Origin of the sequence: Streptomyces sp. BJ20 (assembly GCF_022869105.1) — a bacterium.
Classification (GTDB): Bacteria; Actinomycetota; Actinomycetes; order Streptomycetales; family Streptomycetaceae; genus Streptomyces; species Streptomyces griseoincarnatus.
The window spans coordinates 2,884,664-2,896,089 of sequence record NZ_CP094918.1 but is presented as its reverse complement, the minus strand read 5'-3'; the positions used below and the strand labels follow the sequence as shown (position 1 = coordinate 2,896,089).

The window sequence follows — 11,426 nt, the reverse complement described above, 5'->3', positions numbered from 1 at the left end:
GTTCGTCACTCGGTCGGGAGGGCCTGCATGGCCTTGATGAAGCCGTCCGCGTCGAGCTGTCCGTTGAAGAACTGCTGGATGGCCTTGTGCATGTCCGAGGCCGCCGACTGCGGGTACGCCTGGTCCCAGGAGAGCTGGAACGACGGCGCGTCGGCCACCAGGTCGTACTGGAAGCGGGAGTACTCGGGCGTCGCGGACGTCTCGATGAACTCGTCGGTGTTGGTCGTGGTGGTGAGGTTGCCGACGTCGAGCTGCGCCTTGACGAACTCGTCGGAGTACATCAGCTCGAGGAACTTGGCGACGGCCTCGGGGTGCTTGGTCTTCTTCAGCACCGAGTAGTAGTTGTTCGTGTTGCCGGCGACGTTCTTCGGGTCGCCCTTGCCGCCCGCGACGGTCGGGAAGGCGGAGTAGCCGAGACCCGTCTCCGCGAAGTCCGGGTGGTCGGTGAGCTGCTGCGAGTAGTACCAGGAGCCCATCAGCTCGAAGCCGGCCTTGTCCTGGGCGACCAGCGCGACCGAACCGCCGTTGGTGTACTTGACGGAGTCGTAGTTCTTGCCGAAGGCGCCCGCGTCGACGAGCTCCCTGATCATCTTCAGGGCCTTCTTGGCCTCCGGGGCCTCCCAGGCGCTCTTGTCGCCGTCGATGGCCTTCTGGAAGAGCTCCGGGCCGGCTATGCGGTCGAAGAGGTACTGGAACCACATCTGGGTGGGCCAGACGTCGCCGCCGCCGAGCGCGATCGGGGTGACGCCCTCGTCCTTCAGCTTCTCCACCGCGTTGAGCAGGTCGTCCCAGGTCTTCGGCGGCTGGACGCCCGCCTTCTTGAGGACGTTCTTGTTGTGGAACAGCAGGACCGGCTGCGTGCCGCGCATCGGGATGCCGTACGGCTTGCCGTCGACGACCGCGTTGTTGAAGACGGACGGGAGGAACTTGCTCTCCAGGTCCGGGTTCTTCTTGATGAAGCCGTTCAGCGGGAGCAGCAGGTCGGCCTTGACGAAGGGCTTGATGCTGCCGCCGCCCCAGTTGAAGAAGACGTCCGGGGCCTGCGGGGTGCTGATGATCGTCTGAAGCTTCTTCTGGTAGTCGGCACCGGGGATGGTGTCGAGGACCGCCTTGACGTCGGACGTCTCGTTGAACTTGTCGACGATCTGCTTCTCGATCTTGTTGGTGGCGTCCCCGTAGACAAGGATATGAATCTTGCCGTCGTCCGCCGCCGCCCCGCCGTTGCCGTCACCGCAGGCGGACAGGCTCAGGGCCAGGGCGAGCGTCGCACCAGTGGCGATCAGTCTGGGCAAGCGCGCACGTGTCTTCATCGTTCGCCTTTCGAAAGTTTCGGCATCATCGCCGAAAGTCCATGCCGAGGGACAGTAGGTCAGACGGGAGTTGGGGTCAACGGTCGGGTCGCAACTCGCCCGAAACGTTATCGACACGCGGTGCTCTATCCTGCGGGTATGCGTGAAGACGACGAGGCGAGCGGGCGTGTCACCCTGGCTGCGGTAGCGAAAGAGGCCGGGGTTTCGATGCCGACAGTTTCGAAGGTGCTCAACGGCCGTTCGGATGTCTCACGCGCGACGCGTGCGAAGGTGGAGAAGCTGCTGGACCTGCACGGCTATCGGCGGCGCGTGCAGCCCGCCGCCCGCTATCCGCTCGTCGAAATCGTGTTCCACGAGCTGGAGAGCGTGTGGGCGATGGAGCTGATACGGGGCGTGGAGAACGTCGCAAAGGAGAATCGCGCGACGGTCGTGCTCACCGAGAGCGGCACCCGGCACACCCCCGACCCGGACTGGCTGCCGGGTGTGTTGCAGCGCCGGCCGCTCGGCGTGGTGCTGGTCTTCTCCAGCCTGCCCGAGGACATCAAGCGCCAACTGCGGGCGGCCGCCATCCCGTTCGTCGTCATCGACCCGGCGGGCGACCCCGACCCGGACGTGCCGTCGGTCGGCTCGGCCAACTGGGCCGGCGGCCTCGCCGCCACCCGCCACCTCACCGAGCGCGGCCACCGGCGCATCGCCATCATCACCGGCCCAGGCGACATGCTGTGCTCCCTCGCGCGCCTCGACGGCTACCGCTCGGCCATGGCGATGGCGGGCCTGGAGGTGGACCCACGGCTGACCTGCTTCGGCGACTTCCACGTGCAGGGCGGTTTCGAGCAGGCCATGAAGCTGCTGGAGGGACCCGACCGGCCCACCGCGATCTTCGCGGGCAGCGACCTCCAGGCGCTGGGCGTGCTGGAGGCGGCCCGCGTGAAGGGGCTGCGGGTGCCCGAGGATCTGTCGGTGGTCGGCTACGACGACGTACCGCTCGCCCAGTGGTCCAGCCCGCCCCTCACCACGGTCCACCAGCCGCTGCGGCACATGGCCGAGGAGGCCTCCCGCATGCTGCTCCGCCCGGACGACCCGGGCGCGTCGGCCCAGCGGATCGAGTTGGCCACGCATCTGGTGGTGCGGCAGAGCACGGCGGTGCTGGAGGACTGACCCGGCGACCACAGCGGACCGCCCGCTCTCCGTGCAGGCGTCACACCGTAGGGCCGTCGCCGAGCGCGGCCGTCACGGGAGGTCGCCGCGCAGGTCACGGGGACTGTCCGGCCGACACTGCGCAGGACCGCGCAGCACTGCGCACGCCCCCTGGGGCCGGCCACGGGGCAACGCTCCAGGTGAGCCCGGTCGGCACGGCAGGTCGCCGCGCAGTCGCGGCAGGCCCCTGCTCAGCCGGCCCAGGCGTGGGACCGCGCCGCGACCGACAGCGCACCGCTCGCCGGACCACGGCGGGGGTCAGTCCGTGGAATCCCGCTCCCGCCGCAGGCGGCGCAGTAGGACGCGGAGATCCAGCGCGGCCGTCAGGGCGAGGACGCCGCAGACCACGGCGAGGAACGTCAGCGGGCCACTGCCGGGGCTGTCGCCCGCGTCCGCCCCCGCCGCCCACACCGCGAACAGCACGGCTCCCGCGACGAAGAGCGGCACGAAGACGGACGCCAGCAGCAGCCGCAGCCTCAGCGGGCTGCGCGCGGTGACCGGCTCGGTGCCGGTCCGCGGGTACCTGCGGCCGACCATCCCCGAGCGGGCACGGGGGACCGGCTCACGGCCGGATCCGTTACGGCTGTCTCGCACGTCGGCCCACCTCCTTCGCCTCGTCCCCCGGGCCGGGTAGCCCCGGTCGTGGGCGGCAAACCGGACCCCGTCTCGACCCGCCCCGCACGGGTACCCGGTGCACCGGACCGGAGTGGCCGGAGGAGGTGGCCGGGCATGGTGAGCGCGTCGGTGACGGTTCCGTCGGGTGCGGTGGCGCTGCGCGGTGATCTGGAGATCCCCGTGGGGGCGAGCGGTGTGGTGCTGTTCGCGCACGGCAGCGGCAGTTCGCGGCTCAGCCCGCGCAACCGGGCCGTCGCCGGAATGCTGCGCAGGGCGGGGTTCGGCACGCTGCTGCTGGACCTGCTGACCGCGGCGGAGGAGGACGAGGACGCGGCGACGGGCCGGCACCGTTTCGACATCGGTCTGCTGGCGGGGCGCCTGGCGCACGCCGTGGACTGGCTGGAGGACCGGACGGACGCGGTGGACCTGCCGGTGGGGCTGTTCGGGGCCAGTACGGGAGCGGCGGCGGCGCTCGTCGCGGCGACGGAGCGGCCGCGGCGGGTGTCGGCGGTCGTCTCGCGGGGCGGACGCCCCGACCTGGCGGGCGACGCGCTGCCGTTGGTGGCGTGCCCGGTGCTGCTGGTGGTGGGCGGTGCGGACACGCAGGTGCTGGACCTCAACCGTGAGGCCGCGCGGCGGCTGTCCGCGCCGTACCGGCTGGACGTGGTGCCCGGCGCCACGCATCTGTTCGGCGAGCCGGGCGCGCTGGAGCGGGTCGCGGAGCTGGCCGCCGGATGGTTCACCGAACACCTGGGGTGAGAGGGGCGAGCCGCGCCGGGGAGACCGGCGCGGCTCGCCCGTCGTGCTCAGCTGGTGCTGCAGGAGACCGTGGGCCAGTTCCAGTTGCCGTTGGTCTGGATCGTCACCCCCCAGTTGTTCCCGCTCCCGTTCGGCCGGGCGACGAGCGTCTGGCTGCTGGGGTAGGAGGTGGTGACGTTCCAGGTGCTCAGCACCCTCGCCGGGGACGGTACGTTCATCGTCACGGTCCAGTTGTCCGAGCCGTTCACCGCGACGTTGAGGTTGTACCGGTCGCCCCAGACGCTGCCCGCGGACAGGGTGGCGGCGCAGGAGCCGTTGCCGCCGCCTCCGCCGCCCCCTCCCCCGCCGCCGGAGCCGTCGGGGGCGACCGCGCGGCCGGTCTGCGGGGAGATCATGCCGGCGCACAGCCCGCGGGAGGCGAGGTTCTGCGCGATCCGCGGGATGGCGGCGATGGTGTTCGCCGGCCAGTCGTGCATGAGCATGACCTGCCCGTTGTTCAGGCGGGAGGCCGCCTGCACGATGGCGTCGGTGCTCGCGTTGTTCCAGTCCTGCGAGTCGACGTCCCAGATGACCTCGGTCAGACCGTACTTGGCCTCCACCGAGCGCAGGGTGGAGTTGGTCTCGCCGTAGGGCGGGCGGAACAGCTTGGGTGTACCGCCCCCGGCGCTCGCGATCGCCTGCTGGGTGCGGGAGATCTCCGACTCCATCTGGGCCTGGCTCAGCTGGGTCATGTGCGGGTGGGTGTAGCTGTGGTTGGCGACCCACATCCCCGCGTCCACCTGGGCCTTGACCAGCGAGGGGTTGGCGGCGGCGTTCTGGCCCGTGTTGAACATGGTGGCCCGCAGGCCGTTCTGCTTCAGCGCGTTGAGCAGGTTCATGGTGCTGCCGGTCGCCGGGCCGTCGTCGAAGGTGAGGGCGACGTACCCGTTGCAGGCGGCCGCCTCGGCGGGGGCGGCGCCGACGCCCGTGGTCACGGTGGCGGCCACGGTCAGTGCGGCGGCGGCCACTCCCGGGACCAGGTACCGGGTGACGGGCCGGCGCTTTCCGGTGCTCATGTGTGGGGGTCCTCCTCGTGCGGGAATCAGCTTGCGCTGCAGGACACCGACGGCCAGTTCCAGTTGCCGTTGGTCTGGATCGTCGCGCCCCAGTTGTTGCCGTTGCCGTTGGGCCTGGCGACGAGGGTCTGGCTGTCGGGGTAGGAAGCGGTCACGTTCCAGGTGGCGGCGACCTTGGCGGGGGACGGGACCCGCATGGTCACGGTCCAGTTGCTGGAACCGCTCACCGAGACGTTGAGGTTGTAGCGGTCGCCCCACTGCTGGCCGGCCGACAGGGTCGCGGTGCAGCCGCCGTTGCCGCCACCGCCACCGCCACCGCCGCCACCACCGCCGCCACCGCCACCACCGCCGCCGGAGCCCTCGCTCACGGTGATGTTGGAGCTGCCGGAGCTCTGGTAGCCCTCGGTCGCCATGATCATGTAGTTGTGGTTGCCCAGGTTCATGCCCTTGCTCGCCCAGGCGTCGAAGTGGTTGCCGCTGGTGATGGTGCCGCCGGTGCGCTTCTGCTGCCGGACGCTCCAGTACTGGTCGAAGGTGCGGGTGCCTTCGATGGAGGGGGCGTTGTACCGGGTGGTCTTGTAGATGTCGTAGGTGCCGCCGTCGGTGGTGACGGTGCCCTTGTACTCACCCGTGGGCCGGTAGGTGCCCCAGTTGTCGACGATGTAGTACTCGATCAGCGGGCCGGTGGTCCAGCCGTACAGCGTCAGGTACGCGTTGCCGGAGGGGTTGAAGCTGCCGGAGTAGTTGACGGTCTTGCGGCCGCCGGTGCTCCAGCCCTTGCCGGCCACGAAGTTGCCGGTGTTCCGCCACTGGGTGCTGTAGTTGCCGCCGGAGCCCAGGTCCATGGAGACCGTGCCCTGGGCGTCGGTCCAGAAGGAGTACCACCAGCCGTTGTTGGTGCCGGTCTGGTTGGTGGAGATGACGGGGGCGGCGGTCGCGGTGCCGGTGGTGAGGAGCAGTGCCGTGAGCGCGGCGAGAGCTATCGTCCAGACGCTCTTCACGCTCATGATCAGTCGGCCGCGTCTGCGGCCGCCGGGGGGAACGGACACATGCATGGGTGACGCCTCCTGTTACGGCTCGATGGGGAGGTCGATGCCGTGACAGTGTTGGCCTGAGCGCGTCGACCGTCAACAGTTTCGGTGAGAGTTTCGAAAAGTTCGCGCGACCGAAGATCGTGACGCTTCGCTGTTATTCCAGTTCATCCGGCCTGAATGAGTACTTGAGTCGTAAAGCAGTGGCAGGCTGCTCGGCTTCTCATCGAAGATCGATCAAGCGCTTACGAAACTTTCGCATCACGTCGGGGTCGTCCAGCGCGGGGCCGTCTCCGCCCAGGCGGCGGCCCAGCGGGCGAGGTTGCGGCGGTGCAGCACGAAGCCGGTGACGGCGTGCACGGCGGCGCCCGCGAGGGCGACGCCGATCGCCGTGAGCAGCGCCCAGCCCGCGGCGCGGCTGCGGACCTCCTCGCCGGTCAGGGGCGCGTCGGTCGCCTCGCCGTCGGAGTCGATCCAGATGCTGACGATGCTGTCGGCGGTCAGTCCGGGTGCGACCTCCGCGCGGGTGGTGCGGGTCCGTCCCTCCCGGGTGACGACCCGGACCTCGACCGGGTAGCGCGTCTTCTTCTCCTCGTCCGAGCCCGGTTCCGGGTGCCGGGGCGCGTCGTGCAGGAGGGTCGCGTCGGCGAGGTGGCGTGTCTGCTGCTGATGACGTGCGACGTCCTGGTAGTGGCGGTGTGCGGCGTCGCCCACCAGGGCGCCGGCCAAGGGCGCCACGGCCAGGACGGCCAGCAGCACGCCGAGCCCCAGCCAGGCCCGCGCGGTGTCGGTGCGGCGGCGCAGCGGGTTGGGACGCCAGGGCCAGAACAGGGGGCGCGGCGGCGGTCCGGGGGGCGGCTGCGGCGCGGGTACGGTACCCGCCACGTCACGTCTCCTTCCGGTAGCGGTCACAGGTGAGGGTGGGCCGGCCGAGGGCTGGCCGGCCGGCGACGGGTCGGTCGGGGGACAGATCGGGTCGGCGCGGAAGAGGTCGGTCGGTCACGGGCCGGTCGGGCGGGTGAAGGTCGGTCGGTCACAGGCGGGTCGGGCGGGCGTGGGTCGGTCGGTCACAGGCCGGCCGGGCGAGGTCGGTCGGACACAGGCGGTCGAGCTGGGCGAAGGTCGGTCCCGCATAGTCCGGACGGGAGGTCCGTCGCACACAGGCCGGCCAGGCGGGTGCAAGTCGGTCGGTCACAGGCGAGTCGGGTTGCGTAGGTCGGTCGAACAAAGGCCGGGCGGGCGTAGGTCGGTCGAACACAGGCCGGGCGGGCGTAGGTCGGTCGGGCGGGCGTAGGTCGGTCGAACACAGGCCGGGCGGGCGTAGGTCGGTCGAACACAGGCAGGGCGGGCGTAGGTCGGTCGGACACAGGCAGGTCGGGCGAGGGGAGGTCGGTCCGGCGCGGTCCGGACGGGCGAGTCGGCCCAGTGCGGTCCGGACGGGCGAGCCGGCCCGGTGCCGTCCGGCCGGACGGGTACAGGCCGGTCAGAGGACCCCGTCGGCCGGCGGGTGCCGGTGCGCGGCGGTCAGCAGTCCCGCGGCGCCGCGGACGGCGGCGGTGTGCGGGGACGGCACGGGCTGCACCGCACAGTGGAGACCGCCCGGCAGTCCGCCGGTGATGTCGGGACGCAGCGCTCCCCCGCCGGCCAGCAGCACGCCGCGGCGCAGCGCGGTGCGGGTGAGGGAGGTGCGGTCCTGACGCAGCATCTCCGTCACCATGCCGATCACCGCCTCGGTGATCAGCTCCCCCGGTGTGCCGTCGGACAGGTCGGCGGTGCCCAGGGCGGTGTGCCGGGCGTCGGTGACCGCGCCGTCGGCGAGCAGCACCACCTCGGTGAGGTGCGCGCCGATGTCGACCACCAGCAGCGGCCGGACGTGGTCGGCGCCGGCGGCGAGCGCGACCGCCCGCGCGCCGGGGACCGTCAGGACGGCACGCGGACGGAGTACCCCGACGGCCGTACGGGCCGCGGCACGGTACGCGGGACCGCCGAGCACCGGGGAGGTGACGACGACCAGGGGGCGGCCGATGCGCGGCAGGCGGTGGCCGAGCAGCCGCTCCAGCATGCGGGCGGTGCCGGGTGTGTCGACGATGGTGCCCCGCTGCACGGGATGGACGGCCCCCGAGCCGGGGAACGTGACCGTGGGCACGTCCAGGACCATGCCCCGTCCGGCGACGAACGCGCGGGTGCGGGCGCTGCCCAGGTCGAGAGCGAGACCTGGGCAGCGCCCGCACAACGGCCGGTGCCGGTGCCGTACGGGAGCCGGCCGGGGGCGCCGGATCACGGTCACCGGCCGGCCTCGCGCACCTGCTGGCAGCGCCCGCAGTAGCGGGCCTGGGGGACGATCAGCAGGCGGTGACGCTCCACCGGGCGGCGGCAGAGGTGACAGACGCCGTACGTCCCGGAGTCCATCCGGGACAGCGCCTCCTCGACGTCGGCGAGCACCATGCGGGCCGACGCGGCGAGCTTGACGCCGACCTCGACCTGCGCGGCGTCCTCGCGGACGCGGCGGTCGTCGGCGCGGCTCGCCGTGGCGAACTGCCGCAGCTGTTCGCGGCGGAACAGCAGCTGTTCGTGCAGGTTCTCTCGGAGCGTGGCGAGGTCCTCGGCGCTGAGGATCTCGTCGCGCTCGCCGATGGTCTGATGGGTCACCACTGCACCTCTCGGGCAGAGCGGGGCGGACGGACGTCAGGTGGGAGTCAGGCCGTGCGCTGGCAGCCGACGCAGTACCGGGTGTGCGGCAGGATCTCCAGCCGCTCCGGCGGTACCGGCTTCGAGCAGCCCAGGCAGGTGCCGTAGCTGCCGTCCGCCACGCGCGCGAAGGCCTCGTCGATCTCCTGCAGGACCCGCTTGATGGCGTCCTTCTGGTTCGACATCAGGTGGTCGCCCGGGGCGGCCCCGGTTTCGTCCAGCGCCTTGAGCTGCGCGAGCCTGGTCGTTCGGGCGTGCTCCAGACGCCGGCGGACCTCGTCCGCGGCGAGGTTCGCGGCACGGGGGTCGGTGCGGGGCAGGTCGAGCGACACGTGGTCCTCCTGGAAGGCATGGGTGACGTGGGAGATGTACGGGCTGACGCTTCCACCATGGCCCGGGCCCGCCCGTCTTCCCATCGGGCGCGGGACCCATCTCCGCGGGGGCCGAGGACCCACCCCGTGCGGCATGGGTCCGCCGGCCGACGGGAAATGGGGTGCGGGGCCCATCGACCGGGCCGGGGCGGGCGGGGCAGGCTGGCCGGTGTCCGCCCGGGACAGGGGGTCGCTGCCGCGTGAGGGGCCGCGGTGACCGACAGTAGAGGCAGACGAGGAAGAGGAAGGCGTGACCTCCGTGTCCCTGTACTGGCGGATCTTCGGTCTGAACGCCGTGGTGCTCGGCAGCGCCACGGCGCTGCTGCTGTGGGCTCCGGTGACCGTGTCCGTGCCGGTGCTGCTGACGGAGGCGGTGATCCTCGTCGGCGGTCTCGTCGTGATGCTCGTCGCCAACGCGGCGCTGCTGCGTATCGGGCTCGCCCCGCTGGACCGCGTGACCCGGCTGATGACCACTGTCGACCTGCTGCGCCCCGGCCAGCGGCTGCCCGTGCGGGGCGGCGGCGAGGTGGCCGAGCTGGTGAGTACCTTCAACGCGATGCTGGAGCGCCTCGAGGGGGAACGCGCCTCGAGCAGCGCCCGCGCGATCCTCGCCCAGGAGGGTGAGCGGCGCCGTATCGCCCAGGAGCTGCACGACGAGGTGGGGCAGAGCATGACGGCCGTGCTGCTGGCCCTGAAGCGGGCGTCCGACGAGGCGTCCGAGCCGCTGCGCGAGGAGCTGCTGCAGGCGCAGGAGATCACCCGGGGCAGTCTGGACGAGGTGCGGCGGCTGGTGCGCCGGCTGCGCCCCGGGGTGCTGGACGACCTCGGTCTGGTGAGCGCGGTGACATCGCTGACGACGGAGTTCTCCACGCACACCGGGCTGCTTGTGGCGCGCCGCTTCGACCCGGACCTTCCCGCCCTGGACCAGGAGACGGAGCTGGTGATCTACCGGGTGGCGCAGGAGGGCCTCACCAACGCGGCCCGGCACGCCGAGGCCCGCCGGGTGGAGGTGGCCCTGCGCGCCGCCGGGGACGCCGTCGTGCTGGAGGTGGCCGACGACGGGCGGGGCATCGGCGCCGCCCGGGAGGGCGCGGGACTTCGCGGAATGCGTGAACGCGCGCTGCTGATCGGGGCCACGCTGGACGTCCGGAGTCCGGACGAGGTCTCCGCCGCAGGAACCGGTACCCGAATCCGGCTGACCGTGCCGGCCGTCAGGAAGCAGTCATGAACGACCAGGACATCCACGCGGACCGCCCCGCGGAGAGGATCCGCATCCTCCTCGCCGACGACCACGCGCTGGTGCGGCGCGGGGTCCGGCTCATCCTCGACCGGGAGCCGGATCTGGAGGTGGTCGCCGAGGCGGGCGACGGGGCCGAGGCGATCGCCATGGCCCGGACCCATGACGTGGACCTCGCGGTGCTGGACATCGCCATGCCGCGGCTGACCGGTCTCCAGGCGGCGCGGGAGCTGACCGCGCAGCGGCCGGGGCTGCGCATCCTGATGCTGACGATGCACGACAACGAGCAGTACCTGTTCCAGGCGCTGAAGGCCGGGGCGGGCGGCTACGTCCTGAAATCCGTCGCCGACCGGGACCTGGTCGCCGCCTGCCGGGCGGCGATGCGGGACGAGCCGTTCCTGTACCCGGGGGCGGTGACCGCCCTGATCCGCAACTACCTTGACCGGGTACGGCACGGCGAGGAGGCGCCCGAGCAGCTGCTCACGCCGCGCGAGGAGGAGGTGCTGAAGCTGGTCGCCGAGGGCCATTCGTCGAAGGAGATCGCGGAGCTGCTGTTCATCAGCGTCAAGACGGTGCAGCGGCACCGGGAGAACCTGCTGCACAAGCTGGGGCTGCGGGACCGCCTCGAGCTGACGCGTTACGCGATCCGCGCGGGGCTCGTGGAACCTTGACCTCCCGCGCCCCGGGCCGTGCCGCCCGACTTCCGCTGAGAGCCGCCGCGGCCGTCCTGGCCGCGTTCGCGGCCGTCCTGCTGACCCTCGGTTTCACCTCCGGCGCGGCGCCCGCGTCGGCCGTCACCGCGGGCCCGGCGTCCCCCGCCTACTTCCCGGCGTCCCCCGGCACGCCGACGTACTCCTCCGGGACTCAGCCGCACAGCGACGAGGCGTACGTCGCCGCCCGTACGGTGCTCGCCCGGCCGGAGCGGGACACCGGGAGGCAGGACACGGCCGCCGGTCCCCTCCTGTTCACGCCCCCGTACACCCCGCGCGTCCCGCCCCGGCCCGCGCGCCCCGCTCCCGCGGCCGGGCACGCGCCGCCCGCCGCCGCGCACGTCCCGGCGGACCTGGGGAGGGCGCCGCCCGCCGCCTCCAGCACCTGAGCCGTCCCCCTTTTATTCCGCTTTCCGCGTGCCCGCCGACGGGCACGTGTGCCTTGCTGGAGGC

The 11,426-nt window shown here is 72.1% G+C and carries 13 protein-coding genes; 5 read left to right on the top strand and 8 right to left on the bottom strand.

Going from position 1 to position 11,426, the window contains the following annotated elements:
• Window positions 1-5: 5 nt before the first annotated feature.
• Window positions 6-1,310, bottom strand: a complete 1,305-nt coding sequence (locus tag MTR79_RS13160; protein WP_244790293.1) for an extracellular solute-binding protein — start codon at window positions 1,308-1,310, stop codon at window positions 6-8.
• A 138-nt stretch (window positions 1,311-1,448) separates the two neighbouring features.
• Here MTR79_RS13160 and MTR79_RS13155 point away from each other — a divergent pair, with 138 nt between their 5' ends.
• Complete coding sequence (locus MTR79_RS13155; RefSeq protein ID WP_086704584.1) at window positions 1,449-2,468, top strand: LacI family DNA-binding transcriptional regulator; 1,020 nt, start codon at window positions 1,449-1,451, stop codon at window positions 2,466-2,468.
• Between the two features lie 297 nt (window positions 2,469-2,765).
• Here the strand turns inward: MTR79_RS13155 and MTR79_RS13150 are convergent, their stop codons facing one another.
• Window positions 2,766-3,101: a DUF6343 family protein gene (locus MTR79_RS13150; protein ID WP_086704586.1), complete on the bottom strand. Its 336-nt coding sequence runs from the start codon at window positions 3,099-3,101 to the stop codon at window positions 2,766-2,768.
• 135 nt (window positions 3,102-3,236) lie between these two features.
• On the opposite strand from MTR79_RS13150, the gene MTR79_RS13145 reads away from it, so the two are divergent.
• On the top strand, window positions 3,237-3,881 hold the full coding sequence (locus MTR79_RS13145) for a dienelactone hydrolase family protein (RefSeq protein ID WP_086704587.1): 645 nt from the start codon (window positions 3,237-3,239) through the stop codon (window positions 3,879-3,881).
• Between the two features lie 47 nt (window positions 3,882-3,928).
• On the opposite strand, the gene MTR79_RS13140 is transcribed toward MTR79_RS13145, so the two are convergent.
• The 6 genes from MTR79_RS13140 to MTR79_RS13115 form a co-directional block, all read right to left on the bottom strand.
• On the bottom strand, window positions 3,929-4,936 hold the full coding sequence (locus MTR79_RS13140; RefSeq protein ID WP_244790291.1) for a polysaccharide deacetylase family protein: 1,008 nt from the start codon (window positions 4,934-4,936) through the stop codon (window positions 3,929-3,931).
• A 26-nt stretch (window positions 4,937-4,962) separates the two neighbouring features.
• Window positions 4,963-5,991, bottom strand: a complete 1,029-nt coding sequence (locus tag MTR79_RS13135) for a glycoside hydrolase family 11 protein (RefSeq protein ID WP_244790288.1) — start codon at window positions 5,989-5,991, stop codon at window positions 4,963-4,965.
• Between the two features lie 237 nt (window positions 5,992-6,228).
• The gene (locus MTR79_RS13130) at window positions 6,229-6,852 is read right to left on the bottom strand and encodes a hypothetical protein (RefSeq protein ID WP_086704983.1); all 624 of its coding nucleotides are present in this window, start codon (window positions 6,850-6,852) and stop codon (window positions 6,229-6,231) included.
• A 598-nt stretch (window positions 6,853-7,450) separates the two neighbouring features.
• Window positions 7,451-8,254 carry a rod shape-determining protein gene (locus tag MTR79_RS13125; protein WP_086705481.1) on the bottom strand — a complete coding sequence of 268 codons (804 nt, stop codon included), beginning with the start codon at window positions 8,252-8,254 and terminating at the stop codon, window positions 7,451-7,453.
• Window positions 8,251-8,619, bottom strand: coding sequence for a TraR/DksA C4-type zinc finger protein (locus MTR79_RS13120; protein WP_189366716.1), 369 nt, complete (start codon window positions 8,617-8,619; stop codon window positions 8,251-8,253). Before MTR79_RS13120 ends, MTR79_RS13125 begins: the two co-directional genes overlap by 4 nt.
• A 44-nt stretch (window positions 8,620-8,663) precedes the next feature.
• A complete protein-coding gene (locus tag MTR79_RS13115; protein ID WP_086705483.1) occupies window positions 8,664-8,987 on the bottom strand; it encodes a TraR/DksA C4-type zinc finger protein in 324 nt (107 codons plus the stop codon).
• A gap of 289 nt (window positions 8,988-9,276) precedes the next feature.
• On the opposite strand from MTR79_RS13115, the gene MTR79_RS13110 reads away from it, so the two are divergent.
• From MTR79_RS13110 to MTR79_RS13100, 3 genes are read left to right on the top strand one after another with little or no spacing between them, the layout of a single operon-like run.
• Entirely contained in the window at window positions 9,277-10,254 is a 978-nt protein-coding gene (locus MTR79_RS13110; protein WP_189366715.1) for a sensor histidine kinase, read from the top strand.
• Window positions 10,251-10,934 carry a response regulator transcription factor gene (locus tag MTR79_RS13105; protein WP_048455119.1) on the top strand — a complete coding sequence of 228 codons (684 nt, stop codon included), beginning with the start codon at window positions 10,251-10,253 and terminating at the stop codon, window positions 10,932-10,934. The genes MTR79_RS13110 and MTR79_RS13105 overlap by 4 nt, the downstream gene beginning before the upstream one ends.
• On the top strand, window positions 10,931-11,362 hold the full coding sequence (locus tag MTR79_RS13100) for a hypothetical protein (RefSeq protein WP_244790286.1): 432 nt from the start codon (window positions 10,931-10,933) through the stop codon (window positions 11,360-11,362). The genes MTR79_RS13105 and MTR79_RS13100 overlap by 4 nt, the downstream gene beginning before the upstream one ends.
• Window positions 11,363-11,426 lie beyond the last annotated feature (64 nt).

Bases quoted from the DNA above. Each gene is read 5' to 3' on its own strand.
- MTR79_RS13140 (WP_244790291.1), bottom strand. From the start codon at position 4,936: ATGAGCACCGGAAAGCGCCGGCCCGTCACCCGGTACCTGGTCCCGGGA.
- MTR79_RS13145 (WP_086704587.1), top strand. From the start codon at position 3,237: ATGGTGAGCGCGTCGGTGACGGTTCCGTCGGGTGCGGTGGCGCTGCGC.
- MTR79_RS13105 (WP_048455119.1), top strand. From the start codon at position 10,251: ATGAACGACCAGGACATCCACGCGGACCGCCCCGCGGAGAGGATCCGC.
- MTR79_RS13155 (WP_086704584.1), top strand. From the start codon at position 1,449: ATGCGTGAAGACGACGAGGCGAGCGGGCGTGTCACCCTGGCTGCGGTA.
- MTR79_RS13160 (WP_244790293.1), bottom strand. From the start codon at position 1,310: ATGAAGACACGTGCGCGCTTGCCCAGACTGATCGCCACTGGTGCGACG.
- MTR79_RS13135 (WP_244790288.1), bottom strand. From the start codon at position 5,991: ATGCATGTGTCCGTTCCCCCCGGCGGCCGCAGACGCGGCCGACTGATC.